Source organism: Mesorhizobium kowhaii, from assembly GCF_003253745.1.
In the GTDB taxonomy this organism is placed as follows: domain Bacteria; phylum Pseudomonadota; class Alphaproteobacteria; order Rhizobiales; family Rhizobiaceae; genus Mesorhizobium; species Mesorhizobium kowhaii.
This window is the reverse complement of sequence record NZ_MZXV01000056.1, coordinates 58,516-79,958: the sequence shown is the minus strand read 5'-3', so window position 1 is coordinate 79,958 and position 21,443 is coordinate 58,516. Positions and strand designations below refer to the sequence as shown.

Genomic DNA, 21,443 nt, shown 5'->3' with positions numbered 1-21,443 from the left:
TCCCACCGCTGGCTACCTGGGATGGCTCTTTTCGTTCGCGGAATTTTACACTCCCGGTTGCCTATCGGCGTCGGTCCACAGACGAAAACTGAAACGCTCTTTCAAAAACGTGAAATCTTGACTAGGGTTTTCATTTAAGCCAGCGCTTTCAGGTGACCTTTGCCCGCACCATTCTCCGATCCGATCTGGCGCAAGCCGCAAGCGGCTTCCATGTTTCAGTCGCTTTTTCCCGGCGGCGATAGCGTCGATGTCGTGGTTGTCGGCGGCGGCATCATGGGCCTGTCGACGGCTTTGCATGCTGCCCGGCTTGGCATGTCGGTGCAGGTGCTGGAGGCCGGCGACATCGGCCAGGGCGCATCGGGGCTCAATGGCGGGCAGGTCATTCCCGGCCTGAAATACGATCCTGAATGGCTGCTCGAGCATTTTGACCCGGAGCGCGGCGAGGCGCTCGTCAACTTTGCCGCTTCGACCGCAGATGCGGTTTTCGAACTGATCCGCGACGAAAAACTGGCGGTGCCGTTCGTTCGCAATGGCTGGATCCAGGGGGCGCACACCGAGGTTGCGCTGAAGGCGGCGGCAAACCGTGACCGGCAATGGCGGGCGCGCGGCGCCGACGTCAAGCTATTGAGTCAGGCGGAGATCGCCGCGATGACCGGCGCTCAAGGGTATCTCGGCGGCTGGCTCGATCGCCGCGCCGGTGTCATCGATCCGCTCGCTTACACGTCGGAACTCGCCCGGGTCGCAGCGGCGGCTGGTGTAGGGATAGCGGAGCGCCAAAAGGTCGTGAGGCTGACCAATGCCGCGGGCGTCTGGCGTGTTTCGACCGAAAACGGCATTGAATTGCAGGCGAAGGCGGTCGTGCTGGCGACCAACGCCTATACGGACGGTTTGATCCCTGGCCTCGCCGAGACGATCGTGCCGCTGCATTCCTTCCAGATCGCCACAGCACCGTTGCCGCCCGACCTGGCGGCTACGATCCTGCCGGAAGGGCAGGCTGTGTCGGATTCCAGGCGCATCCTCGTCTATTACCGCAAGAGCGCCGATGGCCGGCTGGTGCTCGGCGGACGTGGCCGCATGGCCTTGCCGACCAGCCCCGGCGACTGGGCGCATCTCGAGCGGGCGCTGCGGCGGCTCTATCCCATGCTGTCCGGTGTCGCCATCGAGAAGCGCTGGTTCGGCCGGGTGGCGATGACGCCGGACCACCTGCCGCACATTCACGAGCCGGAGCAAGGCCTTGTGGCCGTGGTCGGCTGTCAGGGGCGTGGCGTCGGTCTGATGACGGCGCTTGGCGAGCGCATCGCAACCTATCTTTCCAGTGGCGACGCCAGGCAGTTGCCATTTCCGCTCTCGCCGATCCGGCCGATCCCGTTCCACGCCTTCCGGCAGGTCGGCGTTGCCGCGACCATCGCCTGGTATCGCCTGCTCGACGCGCTGGAGCGCTGACCCAGCAATTCGCCAAAAGGGATTCCGCTTGACAGTTTCACGAATATGAAAAACTCTTAGGTAATTTCAAAATTTCGATGGGCAGGTCGATGTCGACCATTGTTGCAGCACAAGCGCCCGAGGCCCGGTCTTCATCGGGCTTTCGGGTTGCCATGTTGCTGCCGGGTGCGTTGGTCACCTTCCTGCTGATCCTGTTTGCCCTCGGCCTGGTGCTGTTCCTTGCCTTCCGCGCCAATGACGGTTCGCTGCTCGGTACGGGTTTCACCGTCGCGAACTTCGCCACCGTGGTGTCCGATCCGCTGTACTGGACGGTGACGCTGCGCTCGCTGGTCATCGCCGCCCTGGTCACGCTGGCCACGGTCGTCACCGCCTATCCCGTTGCCTACTACCTTGCCTTCCATGCCGGACGGCGGCGCGGCCTGCTGCTGTTCCTGGTGACGCTGCCGTTCTGGACCAGCTATCTCCTGCGCGTCTTCGCCTGGAAGATCGTGCTCGCCTATAATGGCGTTTTGAACTCGGCGCTGATTGAAAGCGGCATCTGGTCCGAGCCGACTTTGGCCTTTCTCAACACGCCGGCCGCCGTCGTCGTTACGCTCGCCCACGCCTATGCGCCGTTCGCCATCCTGCCCATCTATGTGGCGCTGGATACCATCCCGAAGTCGCTGGTCGAGGCCGCTTCCGATCTTGGCGCCAGACCCTTCACCTCTTTCCGCCGGGTCGTGCTGCCCAACTCGATGCCTGGCGTGCTGGCGGCCGCACTTGTCGTCTTCGTGCCGACGGTCGGCGACTATGTCACGCCCGCTCTCGTCGGCGGCCCGGCCAGCACCATGATCGGTTCGCTGATCCAGGCTGAGTTCGGCAAGGCCAATGACTGGCCGTTTGGCGCCGCGCTCTCCGTCGCCGTCATGTTGGTCATCCTTGCCGTGGTGCTGGTCGCACGCTTCACCGACCGCAGATTTGGCAGCCGCACATGAGCACCATGCGCACGGGAGGCGGCCGCTGGCTTGGCGTCTACGTCGTCGCCTATCTGGTCTTTCTCTATCTGCCGGTGCTGCTGATCCCGCTGTTTTCCTTCAACAACTCGATCCAGGCAGCGTTTCCGCTGCAAGGCTTTACCTTGCAATGGTACACGACGTTGTACGGCAATTCGGCGCTGTCCGGCGCGCTCGCCAACAGCCTCGTAATCGCCGCCATTGCCGCCACGGGAGCAACGCTGTGCGGCATCACCGTCTCCTACATGGACCTCTATGGCCGCTCGCCGCTCGCCGCCACCATCAGCGCCATCGCCCGGCTGCCGATCCTGATCCCGGGTGTCATTGTCGGCATATCGCTGCTGATCCTCATCAACCTGATTGGTCTCGGGCCATCGCGCATTGCCATCGTTCTCGGTCACATACTGGTGGCGCTGCCGACAACCGTGGTGATCATGCGCAGCCGCTTCGCCGCCATCCCGAAAACCATTCGCGAGGCGGCACTCGACCTCGGCGCTTCCGATTGGACGACCTTCCGGAGGGTCATGCTGCCGCTCAGCCTGCCGGCCATCATCTCGGCCTTCATGCTGGCCTTCCTGATCTCCTTCGACGAATTCATTGTCGTCTTCTTCCTCGCCGGCACCGAGCCGACACTGCCGCTCTACATCTGGAGCCAGCTGCGGTTCCCCAGATCGCTGCCGACGGTCATGGCGCTGGGCACGTCGATCCTGGCGGCCTCCTTCGTCATCGCTGCAATCGCCGAAATCCTGCGCCATCGCGGCCTGTCCGCAACGGTGCCACGACCCGCGGATCCATCACAACCAAAACAAACCAAGAGAGGAGAACTGCAATGGCATTCGACCTGATATCTGGAAAGATGGCCCGGACCGGCTTGGCCGCCCTGGCATTGGCGCTGTCGTCGACCGTCGCTTTCGCCGGCGACAAGCTGCAATATTTCACCTGGTCGGGCTATGAACTGCCCGATTTCAACAAGAGCTTCCTTGCCGCACATCCCGATGGCGTCGAGGCCTCGATCTTCGGTGACGACGATGACGCCTTCACCAAGGTCAAGGCCGGCTTCCGCCCTGACATCGCGCATCCCTGCTATGACAAGGTGGCACGCTGGAACAAGGAAGGCCTGCTGCAGCCGATCGACACCAAGCGCATCAAGAACTGGGATTCGATCTTCCCGGTGTTCAAGAACCTGCCCGACCTGCAGGCCGGCGACGGTAAGGTCTGGATGGTGCCGTGGGACTGGGGCAACACCTCGATCCTTTACCGCACCGATCTGGTGAAGAACCCGGAAGCGAGCTGGACCCTTCTGTGGGACAAGCAGTATGCCGGTCGCATGGCGACCATCGACGCCGTGCACGACACGCCGATCGTTGCGGCGCTCTTGGCCGGCGTCAATCCGTTCGACATGACGCCCGAGCAAATGGACAAGGTGGCAGAGAAACTGCGCGAGCAGCGTCCGCTGCTCTCCAACTACACCACCGATATGACCTCGGTCGAACAGGCGCTGGCCAGCGGCCAACTGGTCGCCGCCATGACCTGGAACGCGTCGGCCACCTCGCTGAAGAAGCAAGGGGTGCCGGTCGAGTTCATGAAGCCGAAGGAGGGCATGCTGACCTGGTCCTGCGGCTTCGTCATGCTCAAGGACGCCAAGAATGTCGATCTCGCCTATGATTTCATCAACAGCCGGCTGGACGCCGACTCCGGCAAATACCTGATCGAGTCCTACGGTTATGGCAGCTCGCTGAGCTCTGCCTTTGCCACCGTGCCGAAGGAGGAGCTGGAAAAGCTGCAGCTGCCGTCCGACCCGGAGGTGATGCTGAAGACGACCATCTTCACCGGACCGATGAAACAGAATGACGAACTCGCCAAGATGTTCGAAAAGGTCAAGGCAGGCGGCTGAGCTTGGTTCTTCCTTCTCCCCATGTGGGGTGAGCAGCCGGTTCGCGTAAGCGAATTCATCGTGCCAGTGGCACGATGAAAGGCCGGCGAACGCCGGGACGCTGCGAAGCAGCGGGGACCCGGCAGGGTGGATCGGCTACCACGCCCGGCCCTTCGCAGGCTCAGGGCGTTCGAAGCTCGAAAAGCCAAGCAATTGGCTTTTCGTTCGCTGCGCGAACCGCTTCTCACCCCACAAGGGGAGAAGGGAAAAAACGAGGACGAATGCATGGACATGCTCGACGAAGCGGCTGAAAAGCCGAAGGACGATGCCGATGTGCGGGTCGGCCGGCGCGTGCGGGCGCTGCGGCTTGAGCGCAACCTGTCGCTGGCCGATCTTGCCGCCAGGGCAGGCGTGTCGATCGGCGCGCTCAGCCAGATCGAGCGCGGCATGTCCTCGCTGCGCGTCAAGGTAATCTGGCCGCTCGCCGCCGCCCTCGACATCGAGCCGTCGGCGCTGATCGCCGACGGCAACGATGCCGTCAACGATCTCTATTGCGTGCGTGCCAACAGCCGCCGCGCCATCCCGGTGAAGTCGGAAGGCATCGCCAAGGCGCTGCTGTCGCCGCCGGGCGCGACACTGACCGGCATGCTGGTGACGGTGGATGCCGGCGGCGGCACCGCCGGGGCCTATGCCCATGCCGGCCATGAATTCGGCTTCGTCGTTTCGGGAGAGGTCGAGCTGGTTGTGGATTCGACAAAATACGTGCTGAAGACCGGCGACAGTTTTGCATTCAAGAGCACGCTTTTGCATGCCTTCTGCAATCCTGGCGCCGAGCGCTGCCAGATCCTTTGGGTCAACACCACGAAGCCCTCCGAGGTTCGCGATGGCGCCTGATCCTCTCGTCCGGCTGCAGACGGTTTCAAAGTTGTTTCCGGGCGGCATCGTCGGGCTCGATGCCGTCGATCTCGACATCGTCCGCGGCGAGTTCCTCACCCTGCTTGGGCCGTCGGGCTGCGGTAAGACCACCAGCCTGCGCGTCATTGCCGGCTTCGAAAGCCCGTCGAGCGGCAAGGTGCTGCTCGACGGCCGCGACATCACAGCACTCAGGCCCTACGACCGGCCGGTCAACACCGTGTTCCAGGACTACGCGCTGTTTCCGCATATGAACGTTGCCGAAAATGTCGGCTTCGGCCTGTCCTTGCGAAAATTATCCGGCGCCGAGCAGGCAAAGCGTGTTGGCGACGCCCTCGATATGGTCGGCCTCGCCGACAAGCTTGGCGCCCGCGTTTCCGAACTCTCGGGCGGCCAGCGCCAGCGCGTCGCGCTCGCTCGTGCCATCGTCTGCGAGCCGCGCGTGTTGCTGCTCGACGAGCCGCTGTCGGCGCTCGACGCGCATCTGCGCGAACAGATGCAGGTTGAACTGAAGCGGCTGCAGTCGCGGCTCGGCACCACCTTCGTCATGGTCACCCATGACCAGACCGAAGCGCTGTCGATCTCCGACCGCATCGTTGTCATGAACAAGGGCCGCATCGAGCAGATCGCGCCGCCGGCGACGCTCTACGACCGGCCCGCCACCACATTCGTCGCCAGTTTCATCGGCACCATGAACCTGTTGCAGTCGCGGTTTCTCGGACGCGATGGTGATCGCTTGCGGTTCGCCGCTGGTGCCTTGCCGCTGGAAGCGACCTCTGAATCCGGCGAGGCTCCCGTCGAGGGCGCCATGCGCATCGTCGGCGTGCGTCCCGAGGATTTGCTGGCGGCTACTGAAGCGGCAACCGGCACGGCGCCGGCACGCGTCAACAGCATAGTCTTCCACGGCCGCACCTTGCGCCTGCATGCCGAACTCGGGCAGGGCGCACCTGTTGTCATCGACGCGCCACGCCAGGCTGAGGGTTTTCAATTCAGCGTCGGCGATGTGGCGCATATCAGCCTGCGCCGTGGGGCCAACTGCCCTATGCTGCCAAGCTAGTCCCACCGACAGTCCAAGAAACCGGAGCACCACCGCTTGAGCAATCATCTGAACTTCTTTATCGACGGCAAATGGGTGGCACCCGTGGTGCTGGCGACGCTTGATGTGATCGACCCATCCACCGAAGAGGCCTACACCAGGATCTCCGTCGGCTCGAAGGCCGATGTCGACAAGGCCGTGGCGGCCGCCAAGGCGGCCTTCCCGTCCTTCTCGCAGACCAGCAAGGCCGAGCGCCTGACGCTCCTGAAGCGCATCCTCGAAATCTACAACGAGCGCTACGAGGACATCGCCCAGGCCGTCAGCCAGGAAATGGGCGCGCCGATCACCTGGGCACGCGAGGCGCAGGCCTGGGCGGGCAGGGCGCATATGGAAGCCACCATCAAGGCGCTGGAGGACTACGAGTTCAGCGAAAAGCGCGGCGGCACCATGGTCGTCAAGGAGCCGATCGGTGTCTGCGCGCTGATCACGCCGTGGAACTGGCCGCTCAACCAGATCGTCTGCAAGGTGGCGCCGGCAATCGCCGCCGGCTGCACCGTGGTGCTGAAGCCTTCGGAGATCGCGCCGATCAGCGGCATTGTCTTTTCGGAAGTGATGGAAGCCGCCGCTACGCCGAAAGGCGTCTACAACATGATCAACGGCACCGGCCCGGATGTCGGCCAGATCATGGCCGGCCATCCCGATGTCGACATGGTGTCATTCACCGGTTCGACCCGTGCCGGCATCATCGTTGCCAAGACAGCGGCGGAGACGGTCAAGCGCGTGGCGCAGGAACTCGGCGGCAAGTCGGCCAACATCGTGTTGCCCGACGCCGATTTCGAAACGGCGGTGCGCAAGGGTGTCGAGGGCTGCTTCGGCAACAGCGGCCAGTCCTGCGATGCGCCGACGCGCATGCTGGTGCCGGCCGCCCGCCATGACGAGGCGCTCGCCATCGCCAAGAAAGCCGCCGAAGCGCACAATGTCGGCGATCCCCGCTCCGAGGAAACCAAACTCGGGCCGGTGGTCTCGAACATCCAGTACGACAAGATCCAACGGCTGATCGAGGCCGGCATCAAGGAAGGCGCCACGCTGGTCACCGGTGGTCCCGGCAGGCCTGAGCACCTCAACCGCGGCTACTATGTCAGGCCGACCGTGTTCGGCCATGTCACATCAGGCATGACCATCGAAAAGGAGGAAATCTTCGGCCCGGTGTTGTCGGTTATTTCCTACAGTGACGACGACGACGCGGTGAAGATCGCCAACGACACGGTCTACGGCCTCGCTGCCTATGTGCAGTCCGGGGATATCGATCACGCCCGCAAGGTGGCCGGACGGCTGCGCGCCGGCCAGGTTTCGATCAACTACCCGGAATGGGACACGTTCGCACCGTTCGGCGGCTACAAGCAGTCGGGCAACGGCCGCGAATACGCCGATTGGGCGATCCACGACTTCCTCGAGGTCAAGGGTATCATCGGCTACGGCGCGTAGGCTCCCTGCTTGGCAGGCTCTCAAGGATTTGGATTGCAGGCGCTGGTGCGGGATCATCAGCGCCTGCTTCATTTTTGCTTGATTTGTCCTCTTTTGTTCTAGCTCTCTCGAGGCGACTATCTGGCTCAAATCGTCGTCGCATATCCGCGCGATATCATCATCCTGACATGGCTTGTCAGCTACAAGCGAATTGACGATGGCAGGCCGTCGAGCTGTCCCCTACTTGCATTACGTCTGAACAGGAGGAACACATATGACCATCGCGGAAATTGCCAAGGATTTCACCGAACTCCTACAGCAGGGCGACCACCAAGGCGCTGCTGAGAAATACAATGCCGACGATATCGCTAGCTACGAAGCCATGGAGGGGCCGATGGCCGTCAGCCATGGCAAGGCGGCCCTCAAGCAGAAGGGCCAGTGGTGGCAAGAGAACCACGAAGTCCATGGCGGCTCGGTCGAGGGCCCCTATGTCAATGGCGACCAGTTCGCGGTGCGCTTCAAGTTTGACATAACGCCAAAGGCTACGGGCGAACGTGTCACCATGGATGAGGTCGGCTTGTATACGGTCAAGAACGGCAAGATCACCGAAGAGCGCTTCTACTATTGAGTCCGGAAATACCGAAATACCATAGGGCTTCCGGGAGCCTGCTCTCTTCGCTGCAGGGTTGAAAAATAGGCATGGCGGCCGGGACGATACCCTGGCCGCCATATGAGACGCTCAAATGGTCTTCACATACTCCGCGAGTTGATCCAGCACCGTGCCCCAGCCGTCGAAGAAACCCATCTCTTCATGGTTCTTGCGGGTGGCCTCGTCGCGGTGGATGGCGGTTGCGGTATAGCGCGTGCCCTTGCCGTCCGGCTGGAAGGAAATGACGGCGGTGATGAACGGCTCCCCTGACGGCCGATAGCCCGGCAGCAGCGCATCCGTCCACACCAGCCGCTCGTTCGGCACGATTTCCAGATAGCAGCAATGGCGGTCGTTGACCTCCTTGCCGTCGGGCGACTGCATGCGCGTGCGAAACAGGCCACCCGGCCTGAGGTCGATCTCGCAGTCGGTGATCATCCACGGCTTCGGCGTGAACCACTGCTTGACGTGGCCCGGCGTCGTCCAGGCTTTCCACAGCAATTCGCGCGGCGCATCGACGGCGCGCTCCAGCACGAGGTCCAGTCTGGGGTCCGGCTTGAACGGATAGCTCATGCGTCTTTCTCCTTGAGTGTCATCACATAGGCGTCGAACTGGTCGAGGCGGCGCTCCCACAGTGTGCGCTGTTCGGCCAGCCAGTTTTCGGCGAGCTTCAGCGGCTCAGGCGCCAATTGATAGGTCCTGACCCGGCCGGTCTTTTGCGAATGCACCAGCCCGCAGCCTTCGAGAACCCTGAGATGCTCGATGAAGGAGGGCAGCGCCATGTCGAAGGGCTGCGCGAGTTCGCTGACCGAGGCGGGGCTGCGGTTCAGCCGCTCCACCACGCGTCGCCGCGTCGGGTCGGACAATGCGCGAAAGATGCCGTCGATCGGCGGGGGGCTCGGATTTGCGGTCTGGAGGCTGGTCATTGGTCGGTCCTGGGGCGCCATCAAAAATGGCTCGGAAAGATACTTAGGAGAATTCCTTAGTGTTGGCAAGCCCGAAATCACGGGGACGCCTGAGAGGCCGCTGGAAAAGCACGCGGAGCGTCCCTAATCTGCGGTCAGATTCGAAGTCCGAAGGGCAACTGTTTTGACGATCACGATGTACGGCATCACCACCTGCGACACGGTCAAGAAGGCGCGCGTCTGGCTGGAAAGTCATGAGGTGCCCTACCGGTTTCACGACTACAGGGCGGAGGGACTGGACGAGAAGCGGCTGGATGGCTGGGTCGGCAAGGTCGGCTGGGAAATCCTGCTCAACAAGGCGAGCACTACGTTCCGCGAACTGGCGGACAGGGACAAGCAGGGCCTCGACGAAAAGAGGGCCAAGGCGCTGATGCTGGCCAAGCCGACGATGATCAAGCGGCCGGTGCTGGAATTGGGCGACAGGATTCTCGTCGGCTTCAAGCCGGATGTTTATCAGCAGGCGGTGGGCGGGTTGAAGTAGGCCAACGGGACGGCGAAGCTGCCAATCTCCCCCGCAAGGGGGGAGATCAGATGTTGCTTCGGCTTTCGCCAATTTCCGCAGTTTCAGGGCGTAGGCACGCCTCAAGCCGCGCGCAGATACACCGCCAGCGCCACCGCATTGTTGTGCGCCTCGTCGCGCGCACCGTAGAGCAGCGTGACCTTTCCCTTGTCGAGCAAGGCACGCAACTGCCCAACCACCTCTTCGTTGCCGTCCAGCTCAGCACGATATCGCTTCTGAAACTCCGCCCAGCGCGCCGGCGCATGCCCGAACCATCCACGCAGATCATCGCTCGGTGCGATCTCCTTCAACCACAGCGTCAGCCCGGCCTCTTGCTTGCTGACGCCGCGTGGCCAGATCCGGTCGACCAGAACCCGTTGCCCGTCATCAGGCGCCGGCGGCTCGTAAATCCGCTTGACCACCAGGTCGAAGGCCACCGGACCCTCCGTAGGCGGCGGTGGCTGTCAGGCCCACTCGCCCTTGCGCATCACCGGCACGCGGGCGCCATCCTTGTGGACGCCGTCGATGTCGATCTTGTCCGAGCCGATCATCCAGTCGATGTGGATGAAGCTCTTGTTGCCGCCACGCGCGGCGATTTCGTCCTGGCTGAGCGAGGCGCCATTGACGAAGCACTTCGAATAACACTGGCCGAGCGCGATGTGGCAGGCGGCGTTCTCGTCGAACAGCGTGTTGAAGAACAACAGGCCGCTCGCCGAGATCGGCGAGGAATGCGGCACCAGCGCCACCTCGCCGAGACGGCGCGCGCCTTCGTCGGTGTCGAGCACCTTCTTCAGCACGTCCTCGCCTTTCGAAGCCTTCGCCTCGACGATCCGGCCCTCCTCGAAACGCACCGAAATCTCGTCGATCAGCGTGCCCTGGTAGGACAGCGGCTTGGTCGAGGAGACATGGCCCTCGACGCGCCTGGCATGCGGCGTGGTGAAGACTTCTTCGGTCGGGATGTTGGGATTGCAGGTGATGCCGTTCTTGGCGGTCGAGGCGCCGCCCATCCATTCATGGCCGTCCGCCAGCCCGACGGTCAGGTCGGTGCCCGGCCCAGTGAAATGCAGCGCATGGAAATTGTGGCCGTTGAGCCATTCGGTGCGGCCACGAAGCGCTGCATTGTGCGCCTTCCAGTTGCCGATCGGGTCTTCGACGTCGACTCGCGAGGCGGCGAAGATGGCGTCGGCGAGCTTGGCCACGGCAACGTCGTCGGCATCGCTAGGGAAAACCTGCCTGGCCCAGGCGAGGTCCGGATAGGCGACGATGTTCCAGTTGATGTCGAAGCCGGTGATCTTTTCCAGCGCCGGCTGGTAGGCCATCGAATTCGCCTTGTTGGCGCGCGCCACTTTCGCCGGATCCTGCGCCGACAACAGCGACGGATCCTCGCCGCGCACGGCAAGTCGCGCCGCATTGTTGGCGAAGGCCTTCGCCATGCCTTCATAGAGCCACCCGGCAGCGCGGTCGAAACCGGCATCGGCGCCGAAGCGATAGCGCGCCAGCGTCATCTCGTCGTCGTTGAAGATCGGCGTCACCAGTCCGGCGCCGGCCTTGTAGGCATGCTCGACGATCCGCCTGGTCAGCGGCAGCGCCGCGATCGATGACGTCAGCACCAGGTCCTGTCCGGGCTGCAACTGCAGTCCAACCTTGATGGCGACTTCCGCCAGCCTGTCGAGCTTCACCGGGTCGATCGATGCGGAAACGCCGCGCGAATGTGTGGTCATGATCCTGCCTGCCGTAGTTTGATGTCTGATCCACCATAGAGCGGTGCCACCGTCCTTTCCACCGTGAACGCACCGGAGGATGCGGTGGCCGCATTCGCGGACCCGAACTGTACCATCGTCGCCTCGATCTCTTCCTTGATCCAGACCTTGAAGTCCCGGACCTTGCGGCTTTCGCCCTTGGTGGAGGAGGTCACCAGCCAATAGCCGAGCCCGCTCTGGGCGCGGATTCCGAACGGCGCCACCAGCCGCCCGTCGGCCAGTGCATCGGCGGTGAGCAATTGCCAGCCGAGCATCACGCCATGGCCGGCAATCGCTGACTCCAGGCACAGCATCGGGTCGGTGAAGCGCGCCCCCTTCAGGAAAGTGACGGGCGGAACACCGGCTGCCTCGAACCAGCTTTCCCAATTGATCATCGCCCGCTCGTCGGTGATAGCGCAGGTCTGGGCAAGATCCTCGATCGAGTTCAGTTTTCTGGCGATCACCGGGGCGCAGACCGGAAAGACTTCCTGGGCCAGCAGCAGTTCCGCCCGCCCGCCCGGCCATTTGCCGTCGCCAAGCCGGATGGCAATGTCGATGTCGGAATGATCGAGATCGGCCAGCCGCACTGAAGCGTCGATGCGCAACAGCACGTTGGGATGCCGCGCGAAGTGACGCGACAGTCGCGGCAGCAGCCATTTCGAGGCAAAGGCCGGCGCCACCGAAACCACCAATGTGCATTGCGTCGCCTCGTCGGCCAGCGCCACGGCCTGGGCAAGCTCGCGAAACCCCGCACCCAGGCGGGCCGCGAAGACGGCGCCGAATTCGGTCGGCACGAGACCGCTCGCCGTCCGCTCGAACAGCGCCTGGCCGAGCTGCTTCTCGGTGCGACTGATCTGCTGGCTGACGGCACTGACGGAAACGTTGAGTTCACCAGCGGCCGCCGCAAGCGAGCCGAGACGGGCGACGGTTTCGACGGCGCGAAGGCCGTTGAGGTGGACGCGGTTGAGCATAGCCATACAGATTTTCTAAACCGATCCGGCTGAAATCTCAATTGAAAGACACATCGAAACGGCAGACTTTATCGACGGGAACCAGACCCGCGGAGCCGAAAATGCTGAGCATGTTGTCATCGCTGAAAGTCTTGTTCGCGACGGATGCTCCGCATGAGCCAGGCCGCGAGAGCGAGACGCAGAGATGGCTGACCGATCCGCTTTCGCATCCCGTGCTCAACACCATGTCGGAGCGCGAATTGGGTGACGTGCCGTTCAGGTTGACGGCGCAGCGGACGGTGTACGAGACCGCCTCATTGCAAGCCGGTTTCGGTGGACGCTGCTGAGAGACTGTTTGGAAATTCTACTCTGGCGGCCATCTGATGGCGTTTTCTGCGCTTCCGTTGCTCACGGACCAAATGTCCGCTGCGCTACGGTTCTCGAAACCACCACCATATGACTCGCCAGAGCGAATTTCGAAACGGTCTCTGAGCGGATGTCACGCTTTCCGGCTTAAGCAAAAGTCGAGGTGAGCGCCGCGCGTTGTGGCCGTACTGGCCCAACAGATGGCGGATTGTTTCAGCGATCCCTGCATTTATTGTGCGCTGCAATGATATCAGCCACCTCGACAGCACTGCGTTTCGCCTTCGCCGGCATGATCGCCATGGCTGTTGCCATGGGCATCGGCCGCTTCGTTTACACGCCGATCCTGCCCGGCATGATGGAAGAACTCCATCTGTCGCCGGCCGATGCCGGGTGGATCGCCTCCGCCAACTATCTCGGCTACCTCGTCGGCGCGCTGGTGGCGGCGGGCGGCTGGGCGCATGGGCGCGAGCGCCTGCTGATGCTGGTGGGTCTCGGCGCCAGCGCTGTCCTGGCAGCCCTGATGGGGCTGACCGACACCATGGTCGCCTTTCTCGTCATCCGCTTTCTGGCCGGTCTGGCCAGCGCCTTCGTCATGGTGTTCATGGCCAGCATCGTTTTCAGCCATATAAACGCTGCCGGCCGCAGCGACCTGCAGGCGTGGCATTTTGGCGGCGTTGGCCTCGGCATCGCGATGTCGGCGGCGATGATGGCGGTGCTGGTCACCGAACATGCCGGCTGGGCGGCGGGCTGGCTGTGGTCGGCGGCAATTTCGGCTTGCGGTTTCGTCGTCGTGGCACTGTTGGCAAACGAGGGCCCACTGACCAATGGCGAAACCACCCGTGAGCCGGCGCTGCCGAAGGACCGGTCGCTGATCAAGATCATCGTCGCCTATGGCCTGTTTGGTTTTGGCTACGTGGTGACGGCGACATTCCTGGTCGCCATCGTCCGGCAAGGCGGCGGCAGCCGCGTCTTCGAGGCCATGGTGTGGATGGTCGCCGGCCTTGCCGGCTTCCCCTCGACCTGGCTCTGGCAGAAGATCGCCGGACGGATCGGGCTCTATGCCGCCTATGCGCTGGGATGCTTCGTCGAAGTCGTCGGCGTCACCGCCAGCGTGGCTATCGGCGGGCGCACAGGGCCGCTGCTTGGCGGCCTGCTGCTCGGCGGCACCTTCATTGCCATCACAGCACTTGGCCTGCAGGCCGCGCGGCAACAGGCGCCAAGGGCGCCGCGGCGTATCTTCGCCCTGATGACGGCGTCGTTCGGTCTTGGCCAGATCATCGGCCCGGTCGCCGCCGGGCTGCTGGCGCAGGCATCAGGCGATTTCTTCCTCGCCTCGATCACCGCCGCTGCCATGCTGGTCGTCTCCGGCGCCATCATATGGTCGGCCGCGCCAAAATCGCCATGATTGTGGGTTTGCTCGATGCTGGGCATTGGGCACGGGCATTTTCTTTCCAACTAATGTGTGACTTTATGCCCGCCGAACCCCGCTGATTTGCGCATAGACCGAGGAATTCGCCACAGTGTTTGTATCCTTCTTCCCGCAGCCGAAGCTTTTTTTCTCTTCGGCAGCCATCTGGAGCCTTGCGGCAATCCTGTTCTGGTTTTTCGGCGGGGAGCAGTTGGGTGCGGTTTTTGGACTGCCGCCCGCCGCGGCTGGCGCGCCCCCCATCATCGGCATCGCCATCCTCTTGTCGCCGCCGTTTCTCTGGTTCTATCTCTATTTCGCCTTTTGCGTGCTCGTCTTCTACGCGTTCTGGAGCTGGTATTCGCCGCATCCATGGCAGCGCTGGTCGATCCTGATGACCGCGGTCATCCTGTTCTTCATCTATTTCAATGTGCAGGTCAGCGTCGCCGTCAACGCCTGGTACGGGCCTTTCTTCGACTATGTGCAGGGACTGATGTCGGGAACCGGAAAGTCGACCAACGGAGAATTTTACATCGGATTGGCCGATTTTTCGTGGCTCGCGCTGGTCGGCATGAATGTGCAGGTGGTCAACGCCTTCATCGTCAGCCACTGGATCTTCCGCTGGCGCACGGCGATGAACAATTATTTCGTCGAAAACTGGGGCAGGCTACGCCATATCGAGGGCGCCTCGCAGCGTATCCAGGAAGACACGATGCGGTTCTCGCAGATCATGGAGGATCTCGGCTCAAGCTTCGTCCAGTCGATCATGACCCTGATCGCCTTCTTGCCGGTCATGATCCAATTGCAGGCCCATATCACCGAGTTGCCGATCATCGGCGCGATTCCCCAGCCATTGGTTGTCGCAGCGCTTGCCTGGTGTCTGTTCGGGACGATTTCGGTCATGATTGCCGGCCTGAAACTTCCGGGACTACAATTCCGCAACCAGCGTGTCGAAGCCGCCTACCGCAAGGAATTGGTCTACGGCGAGGATCATGCGGAGAGGGCGCAGCCAGCCACCACTGCCGAGCTGTTCGCGAACGTTCGTCACAACTATTTCAGGCTCTATTTCCACTACATCTATTTCAACGTGGTCCGGTATACGTATCTGCAGGCTGACAACATCTTCTCGCTGCTGATCCTGGGCCCGTCGCTGGTGGCGCACAAGATAACCTTCGGCGCACTGAACCAGATATCGAACGCCTTCGGCAAAGTGACGGGTTCGCTGCAGTTTCTGCTCACCTCCTGGTCGACCATCGTCGAGCTGCAATCGGTCCACAAACGCCTGCGCGCCTTCGAGGCGACGCTGCAAGGCGAGCCGCTGCCGGCTATCGATCAGCGCTATCTCGAACGGCAAGGCGCCGAGGATCCGGCCTAAAAAGCTGAGGTTTGGAAATCGAACCGGGTTGGCGGCTCAGCCGCCAACCGAAGCTTGCTTCTGGGCAGCATCCTGCCGCGAAACATAGTCGCGGAAGCTGATGCATTCGACATCCTGCTTGACGCAGACTTCGCTGGCAAAGCGCTCCAGCGCGTTCCAATAGGCGCCGTCATTCATCAGCCCGAAGTGGAAGCCGAGTTCCAACGGAATGCGTTTGCCCTGATATTGCGCATCGAAAGCGGCGCGAAAGGCATCATAGGTCCGGTTGGCGAACTCGTCCGCCTTGCTCGGTCGCTCGAAACCGCCGGAATGTCTGACATAGAGATTATAGTCCATGGCGATGACCGGCCTTGATTTCGGTCCTTCCGGAATCTGCGGCAGTGAAAAGCGCATGATGCCGTGGTTGGCCGCCGGCCGGGCAGGGCCCTGCGAGACGCCGCTGGCGTCGAACTGATAGCCGGCCGCCGGCAGCGCCTCGTAGAGCGCCTTGCCTGTCGACAGATACGGCGCGCGGAAACCGACCACCGCATGCCGCGCGAAATCGCGCCAGCCCTTGGGTTCGGGCGCGATACCGTTGATCGCATAGGCGTTCTCGAGAATATGCTCGAACGAACCGAGCTCCTTCAGCCAGTCGGCCTTGCTCCAGTCCTTGCCGTCGAAATGGCCGCAGCCATGGCTGGCGATGTCGTGACCTTCGGAGGCGGCAAGTCCGATCTGTTCGAGCCGCTCGGTCACCTCCTGCTTGGAGGCGGCAAAGCCGATGTTGGATTTGCCGGCCGTTTTGCCGGGCGCCGTGTATTCCTTGCGTGTCTCCGTCGACAGCAGGAAGACACAGGACAGGAAGTAGGTGAAATGCGCGCCGGTGCGCTGCGCCAGCGCGCGGCTGCGCTTCCACTGCGAAATGTCGCGGGCGCTGTCGAACGAGATGATGACGACCTGTTTGGGCTTTGCCGGCGTCGGTGGCACCGGTGGATCGGCCAAAGCTCCGCCGGCAACGGCGAGCGAGGCGAGGGAAAACGCAACAACGCGAAACGGACGGTACATCGGCACTCTGAATCTTAACTCGGGCTGATCTTGACTCGGGGAATGTCTGGAAGCCGGCTATCGCGCAAATGTGGCGTGGGTGCGATTGGCCTTTTCGGCCGTCTGCCCTGGGAATAGGCGATTTTCCGGTCGAACCCCTTCCATGCCGACAAAATTTCGCTAAAACGCGGGCTGACAACGGCCCGCGAGGGCAGGAATGGTTTGATTGATGTCCGACGACAGTTTTATCCGTGAAGTCAACGACGAGATGCGTCGCGAACAGGCGCAGAAGCTGTGGGACCGTTTCGGTCCCGCCTTGCTTGTCCTCGCGATCCTCGTGGTGCTCGGCACCGCCGCTTTCGTCGGCTATCGCTATTGGGACGAGACGCGCGCCAACCGCTCCGGCGATGCGTTCTCGCAGGCGCTGAAACTTGCCAATGACGGCAAGAATGACGAAGCGCTGACCGCGCTCGATCAGTTGGAGAAGGACGGCTACGGCGCTTATCCGCTGCTCGCCCGCATGCGGGCCGCGACCGTCAAGGCCAACAAGGGCGACGTCGACGCCGCCGTCAAGGATTTCGACAACGTTGCCGCCGACACGGCCATTCCTTCAGGCATTCGCGACATGGCACGCCTCAGGGCAGCGCTCCTGCTTGTCGACCATGGCTCCTTCGCCGACGTGTCCAGCCGTGTCGAGGCGCTTACATCCGATACCAACACGCTGCGCCACACGGCGCGCGAGGCGCTCGGTCTTTCCGCCTGGAAGGAAGGCAAGACCCAGGATGCGCTGAAGCTGTTCGACCAGATTGCCGCCGACGACGGCGCCCCGCGCAACACCCGTGAGCGGGCAACCTTGATGTCCGAGCTTATCCGCGGGTCGGGCAGTGCGTCGTGACCTTCAAAGTCGCCATCATCGGCAGACCTAACGTCGGCAAATCGACTCTTTTCAATCGGCTGGTGGGAAGGAAGCTGGCGCTTGTCGATGACACGCCGGGCGTCACCCGCGATCGCCGCGTTCATGCCGCCAAGCTTTACGACCTGCATTTCGAAGTCATTGACACCGCCGGGTTCGAGGATGCCGCCGCCTCGACCTTGCCCGGCCGCATGCGCGCGCAGACCGAGATCGCCATCCGCGAGGCCGACCTGATCTTCTTCACGGTCGATGCCAAATCCGGCCTGATGCCCGACGACAAGACATTTGCCGAGATCGTGCGCAAGTCCGGCAAGCCGGTCGTGCTGGTCGCCAACAAGGCCGAGGCGAAGGGCGCCCAGGGCGGCATGCTGGAGGCCTGGGAGCTCGGCCTCGGTGAGCCGATCCCGGTGTCGGCCGAACATGGCCAGGGCATGCCAGACCTGCGCGACGCGGTGATCGGCGCACTTGGCGAGGCACGCGCCTTTGGTGAAGAAGAAGACGGTGAAGACGAAGAGGTCGTCGCCGGCGAGGTGCTGATCGGCGAAGACATCGTCGATCCGGATGCGGAAGATGTGCATTGGTATGACGACACCAAGCCGATGCGCATCGCCGTCGTCGGCCGTCCGAATGCCGGCAAATCGACGCTGATCAATGCGCTGATCGGCGAGGAGCGGCTGTTGACCGGGCCGGAAGCCGGCATCACCCGTGATTCCATCTCGGTCGACTGGGACTGGCATGGCCGCCGCCTGAAACTGTTCGACACGGCCGGCATGCGCCGCAAGGCGAGGATCCACGAAAAGCTGGAAGTGATGTCGGTGCAGGATGGCTTGCGCGCCATCCGCTTTGCCGAGATCGTCATCATCGTGCTCGACGCCACCATTCCTTTCGAGAAGCAGGATCTGCAGATCGCCGACCTGATCGTCCGCGAGGGGCGGGCGCCGGTGATCGCCTTCAACAAATGGGACCTGATCGACCATCCGCAGGAGCTTCTGGCGGAGCTGCGCGAGAAGACCGAGCGGCTTCTGCCGCAGGTGCGCGGCATCCAGGCGGTGCCTGTCTCGGCCGAAACCGGGCGCGGCCTCGACAAGCTGATGGATGCGGTGCTGAGGACCCACAAGGTGTGGAACAGCCGCGTCTCGACCGGCAAGCTCAACCGCTGGCTGGAAAGCATCCTGGCGCATCATCCGCCGCCTGCCGTCGCCGGCCGCCGGCTGAAGGTCAAATATGTCACCCAGGCCAAGACGCGGCCGCCGGGCTTCGTCGTCCAGTGCTCGCGGCCGGATGCGATGCCGCAATCCTATGTCCGCTATCTCTCCAACAGCTTGCGCGAAGCCTTCGACATGCCTGGCGTGCCGATCCGCATTGCGCTGCGCACGTCGGACAACCCGTTCGCCGGCAGGGCCAAGAAACGCAGCTGAGCATCGGCGCCCGTTCTGGCGCTGATCACGCCACGTCGCGCAAACCGTGGTCGTTAGCTCGCGTATTTTTCGGGTAGCGCCTGCCGTGCCGCCTGCAGCAATATCCCGGCGAGGCGCGCTACCACCGGCTCGGGTTCGGCGTCCTTGCGATGCAGGAACAACGCCATTTTGGGCAGTGCCGGCAGCCCGGCGATCTCCGGTGTCATCGCGCTGACGCTGGCCGGCAGGCCGATGTCGGTGCGGATCGTCAGCCCCAGTCCCGCGGCCACGGCCGCCCAGATGCCGCCAAGGCTCGGGCTGGAAAAGGCCATCCGCCAGGACAGGCCGGCGCGGTCGAGCGTTTCGGTTGCCACCGTGCGCAAAAGGCATGGCGCTTCAAGCGCCACCAGCGGCAGTGGCTCACTGTGGCGCAGGCTGGTCTCGATGCGCTTTGCCGGGCCGATCCAGCGCATCTGCACGTCGGCGACGTGCTCGCTGTAAGGCAGCGTCTCGCCGCTGTGCCAGGCGAGCGCGATGTCGAGGTTGCCTGACATGATCCTTTCGGCAAGTTCGTAGCTGCGCGCGATCCTGGCTTCGATCTTGACCTTGGGATGGGCGCGAGCGAAGCGGCCGAGCACGTCAGGCAGCACTGCCTCGCCGAAATCCTCCTGCAGGCCGAGCCGTACCCAGCCTTCCAGCTCGACGTCATGGATCGCGGATGCCGCATCGTCGTTGAGTTCGATCAGACGGCGCGCATAGCCGAGCATGGTCTCGCCGGCTTCGGTCAAGGCGAGGCCGCGTCCCAACTTGCGGAAGATCGGCGTCGCAGCCTGCTCCTCCAGTTTCTTCAACTGCGCGCTGACCGCCGACGTCGACCGGCCAAGCCGGTCGGCAGCCTTGGCGAAGCTGCCCAACTCCATGCCGGTGACGAAACTGCGGAGAACGTCGAGGTCGAACGTCACGCGTCGCATGGCAATAATCCTGGTTTTTGGGACAAACAGTCAAATACTTCCCGATATTCAGCATGAAACTATGGCGATAGACACAGGCCGTCAAGGTCCGGATGCCGTCGGACAATCAAGGGAAATTCAGCCATGTCGCTCGTCGCTACGGATTTGGAATGCAGCCGGGACAGGCCTCGGCTGCAGGCGGATGCTGCCGCCGCTGGTGCCGCGACAGTCCGCTCCAATCATCGCTGGAAGGTGCTGGGCATTGGCGTTGCCGCCAATGCCAGTTTTTCCGCAACCTTCTCCGGCATCCCGGCGACAGCGGTCTTCCTGCGCTCTGGCTATCATCTCGGCAATGGCGAGCTCGGGCTGGTTCTCGGTCTACTCGGCCTGGGTGTGGCGCTGAGCGAACTGCCATGGGGATTGCTCACCGATCGCTGGGGCGATCGCCGCGTGCTGCTCACCGGTCTCGGCGCCACCGCGGCATGGCTGCTTCTCATGGCATTGCTGGTCGTGCCGTTGCCGGCATACAGTCCCGGGGTTGTGCTTCTGGCCGCCGTGTTGCTCGTCACGGGTCTGCTCGGCGGCAGCGTCAACGGCTCAAGCGGCCGCGCCATCATGGCCTGGTTCCGTGAAGGCGAGCGTGGCTTCGCCATGAGCATCAGGCAGACTGCGGTGCCACTCGGCGGCGGGCTCGGCGCTCTTGTCCTGCCGTCGCTAGCCTCGACGCATGGCTTTGCGGCGGTCTACGGCCTGCTGGCCGCATTCTCCGCCGTCACGGCGCTTTTCGCGTGGCGCTGGTTGCGCCAGCCGCCAATCGGCGAAGACGCGATGTCCGCCAGCGACGGCATAGTGTCGGCCGGTCCGGCGCCGCTGCGCAATCCGGACGTCTGGCGCATCGCAATGGCCATCGGCCTGCTTTGCGTCCCGCAAGTGGCGGTGCTCACCTTCGCCTCCGTCTTCCTGCATGATTTCGGCGGCATGGGAACGGCAGTGATCAGCGCCAGCCTGGCAGCCGTGCAGGTCGGCGCCATGGTCATGCGCGTCTGGAGCGGCCGCTTCACCGACCGTCACGGCAATCGCCGCTCGTTCCTGCGCCTTTTCAGCAGGCTGAGCGCGGCTGCTTTCGCCACCCTCGCGCTGCTTGTGTTTGTCGTGGCCACCATTCCCGGCTGGCAGCCGGTGCTCGCGACAACGATTGTTGCCGTCCTGATCGTCGCCGGCATCTGTGGTTCGGCATGGCACGGCGTTGCCTACACCGAGATTGCCACGCTTGCCGGCGTCAGCAACGCCGGGGCGGCGCTCGGTCTCGCCAACAGCTTTGTCTTTGTCGCCTTCTTCCTGGTGCCGATCGCCATCCCTGGGCTTCTGGTTGTCGGATCATGGGCCGGCGTCTGGCTGTCGGCCGCCATCTGCGCGCTGATCGCCTCGCCGATCTTCCTGCCGCCGGCCTGAATTCACAGGCCGGCCGCAAAACCGCCCGACTTCGGAACCACGA

At 63.1% G+C, this 21,443-nt stretch carries 22 protein-coding genes; 15 read left to right on the top strand and 7 right to left on the bottom strand.

What is annotated here, in order from left to right; translation table 11 throughout:
* Positions 1-159: 159 nt before the first annotated feature.
* The 8 genes from B5V02_RS25920 (at position 160) to B5V02_RS25885 (ending at position 8,348) form a co-directional block, all read left to right on the top strand.
* On the top strand, positions 160-1,443 hold the full coding sequence (locus B5V02_RS25920; protein ID WP_111546898.1) for an NAD(P)/FAD-dependent oxidoreductase: 1,284 nt from the start codon (positions 160-162) through the stop codon (positions 1,441-1,443).
* Positions 1,444-1,532: 89 nt separating this feature from the next.
* Positions 1,533-2,417 (top strand): ABC transporter permease, encoded by an 885-nt coding sequence (locus B5V02_RS25915; RefSeq protein ID WP_111547191.1) that lies wholly within the window; start codon positions 1,533-1,535, stop codon positions 2,415-2,417.
* Positions 2,414-3,280, top strand: coding sequence for an ABC transporter permease (locus B5V02_RS25910; RefSeq protein WP_111546897.1), 867 nt, complete (start codon positions 2,414-2,416; stop codon positions 3,278-3,280). Before B5V02_RS25915 ends, B5V02_RS25910 begins: the two co-directional genes overlap by 4 nt.
* Positions 3,265-4,329: an ABC transporter substrate-binding protein gene (locus B5V02_RS25905; protein WP_111546896.1), complete on the top strand. Its 1,065-nt coding sequence runs from the start codon at positions 3,265-3,267 to the stop codon at positions 4,327-4,329. The genes B5V02_RS25910 and B5V02_RS25905 overlap by 16 nt, the downstream gene beginning before the upstream one ends.
* A 264-nt stretch (positions 4,330-4,593) precedes the next feature.
* A complete protein-coding gene (locus B5V02_RS25900; protein WP_111547190.1) occupies positions 4,594-5,202 on the top strand; it encodes a helix-turn-helix domain-containing protein in 609 nt (202 codons plus the stop codon).
* Positions 5,192-6,277, top strand: a complete 1,086-nt coding sequence (locus B5V02_RS25895) for an ABC transporter ATP-binding protein (RefSeq protein WP_111546895.1) — start codon at positions 5,192-5,194, stop codon at positions 6,275-6,277. Before B5V02_RS25900 ends, B5V02_RS25895 begins: the two co-directional genes overlap by 11 nt.
* Positions 6,278-6,313: 36 nt before the next feature.
* The gene (locus tag B5V02_RS25890; RefSeq protein WP_111546894.1) at positions 6,314-7,741 is read left to right on the top strand and encodes an aldehyde dehydrogenase family protein; all 1,428 of its coding nucleotides are present in this window, start codon (positions 6,314-6,316) and stop codon (positions 7,739-7,741) included.
* Positions 7,742-7,994: 253 nt separating this feature from the next.
* Positions 7,995-8,348, top strand: a complete 354-nt coding sequence (locus B5V02_RS25885; protein ID WP_111546893.1) for a nuclear transport factor 2 family protein — start codon at positions 7,995-7,997, stop codon at positions 8,346-8,348.
* A gap of 111 nt (positions 8,349-8,459) precedes the next feature.
* Here the strand turns inward: B5V02_RS25885 and B5V02_RS25880 are convergent, their stop codons facing one another.
* Positions 8,460-8,939 carry an SRPBCC family protein gene (locus B5V02_RS25880; protein ID WP_111546892.1) on the bottom strand — a complete coding sequence of 160 codons (480 nt, stop codon included), beginning with the start codon at positions 8,937-8,939 and terminating at the stop codon, positions 8,460-8,462.
* On the bottom strand, positions 8,936-9,292 hold the full coding sequence (locus tag B5V02_RS25875; RefSeq protein ID WP_111546891.1) for an ArsR/SmtB family transcription factor: 357 nt from the start codon (positions 9,290-9,292) through the stop codon (positions 8,936-8,938). Before B5V02_RS25875 ends, B5V02_RS25880 begins: the two co-directional genes overlap by 4 nt.
* 163 nt (positions 9,293-9,455) lie before the next feature.
* Between B5V02_RS25875 and B5V02_RS25870 the strand changes: the two genes are divergently transcribed.
* The gene (locus tag B5V02_RS25870; protein ID WP_111546890.1) at positions 9,456-9,812 is read left to right on the top strand and encodes an ArsC family reductase; all 357 of its coding nucleotides are present in this window, start codon (positions 9,456-9,458) and stop codon (positions 9,810-9,812) included.
* 101 nt (positions 9,813-9,913) lie between these two features.
* On the opposite strand, the gene B5V02_RS25865 is transcribed toward B5V02_RS25870, so the two are convergent.
* From B5V02_RS25865 to B5V02_RS25855, 3 genes are read right to left on the bottom strand one after another with little or no spacing between them, the layout of a single operon-like run.
* On the bottom strand, positions 9,914-10,267 hold the full coding sequence (locus tag B5V02_RS25865; protein WP_111546889.1) for a DUF488 domain-containing protein: 354 nt from the start codon (positions 10,265-10,267) through the stop codon (positions 9,914-9,916).
* A 27-nt stretch (positions 10,268-10,294) separates the two neighbouring features.
* Positions 10,295-11,551, bottom strand: a complete 1,257-nt coding sequence (locus B5V02_RS25860; protein WP_111546888.1) for an aminopeptidase — start codon at positions 11,549-11,551, stop codon at positions 10,295-10,297.
* On the bottom strand, positions 11,548-12,546 hold the full coding sequence (locus tag B5V02_RS25855; RefSeq protein ID WP_111546887.1) for a LysR substrate-binding domain-containing protein: 999 nt from the start codon (positions 12,544-12,546) through the stop codon (positions 11,548-11,550). The genes B5V02_RS25860 and B5V02_RS25855 overlap by 4 nt, the downstream gene beginning before the upstream one ends.
* Positions 12,547-12,641: 95 nt before the next feature.
* Between B5V02_RS25855 and B5V02_RS25850 the strand changes: the two genes are divergently transcribed.
* The 3 genes from B5V02_RS25850 to sbmA all read left to right on the top strand — a co-directional run bounded on the left by B5V02_RS25850 (position 12,642) and on the right by sbmA (position 15,665).
* Positions 12,642-12,866 (top strand): hypothetical protein, encoded by a 225-nt coding sequence (locus B5V02_RS25850; RefSeq protein WP_111546886.1) that lies wholly within the window; start codon positions 12,642-12,644, stop codon positions 12,864-12,866.
* Positions 12,867-13,129: 263 nt separating this feature from the next.
* Entirely contained in the window at positions 13,130-14,290 is a 1,161-nt protein-coding gene (locus B5V02_RS25845) for a YbfB/YjiJ family MFS transporter (protein ID WP_111546885.1), read from the top strand.
* Positions 14,291-14,405: 115 nt separating this feature from the next.
* Complete coding sequence (gene sbmA, locus B5V02_RS25840; RefSeq protein ID WP_111546884.1) at positions 14,406-15,665, top strand: peptide antibiotic transporter SbmA; 1,260 nt, start codon at positions 14,406-14,408, stop codon at positions 15,663-15,665.
* Positions 15,666-15,701: 36 nt separating this feature from the next.
* Here the strand turns inward: sbmA and B5V02_RS25835 are convergent, their stop codons facing one another.
* Complete coding sequence (locus B5V02_RS25835) at positions 15,702-16,709, bottom strand: polysaccharide deacetylase family protein (RefSeq protein WP_111546883.1); 1,008 nt, start codon at positions 16,707-16,709, stop codon at positions 15,702-15,704.
* A 208-nt stretch (positions 16,710-16,917) separates the two neighbouring features.
* On the opposite strand from B5V02_RS25835, the gene B5V02_RS25830 reads away from it, so the two are divergent.
* A complete protein-coding gene (locus tag B5V02_RS25830) occupies positions 16,918-17,583 on the top strand; it encodes a tetratricopeptide repeat protein (RefSeq protein ID WP_111546882.1) in 666 nt (221 codons plus the stop codon).
* On the top strand, positions 17,580-19,019 hold the full coding sequence (gene der / locus B5V02_RS25825; protein WP_111546881.1) for a ribosome biogenesis GTPase Der: 1,440 nt from the start codon (positions 17,580-17,582) through the stop codon (positions 19,017-19,019). The genes B5V02_RS25830 and der overlap by 4 nt, the downstream gene beginning before the upstream one ends.
* 53 nt (positions 19,020-19,072) lie before the next feature.
* On the opposite strand, the gene B5V02_RS25820 is transcribed toward der, so the two are convergent.
* The gene (locus B5V02_RS25820; protein WP_111546880.1) at positions 19,073-19,969 is read right to left on the bottom strand and encodes a LysR substrate-binding domain-containing protein; all 897 of its coding nucleotides are present in this window, start codon (positions 19,967-19,969) and stop codon (positions 19,073-19,075) included.
* A gap of 123 nt (positions 19,970-20,092) precedes the next feature.
* Between B5V02_RS25820 and B5V02_RS25815 the strand changes: the two genes are divergently transcribed.
* The gene (locus tag B5V02_RS25815; RefSeq protein ID WP_111546879.1) at positions 20,093-21,400 is read left to right on the top strand and encodes an MFS transporter; all 1,308 of its coding nucleotides are present in this window, start codon (positions 20,093-20,095) and stop codon (positions 21,398-21,400) included.
* The last annotated feature ends 43 nt before the right edge of the window (positions 21,401-21,443 follow it).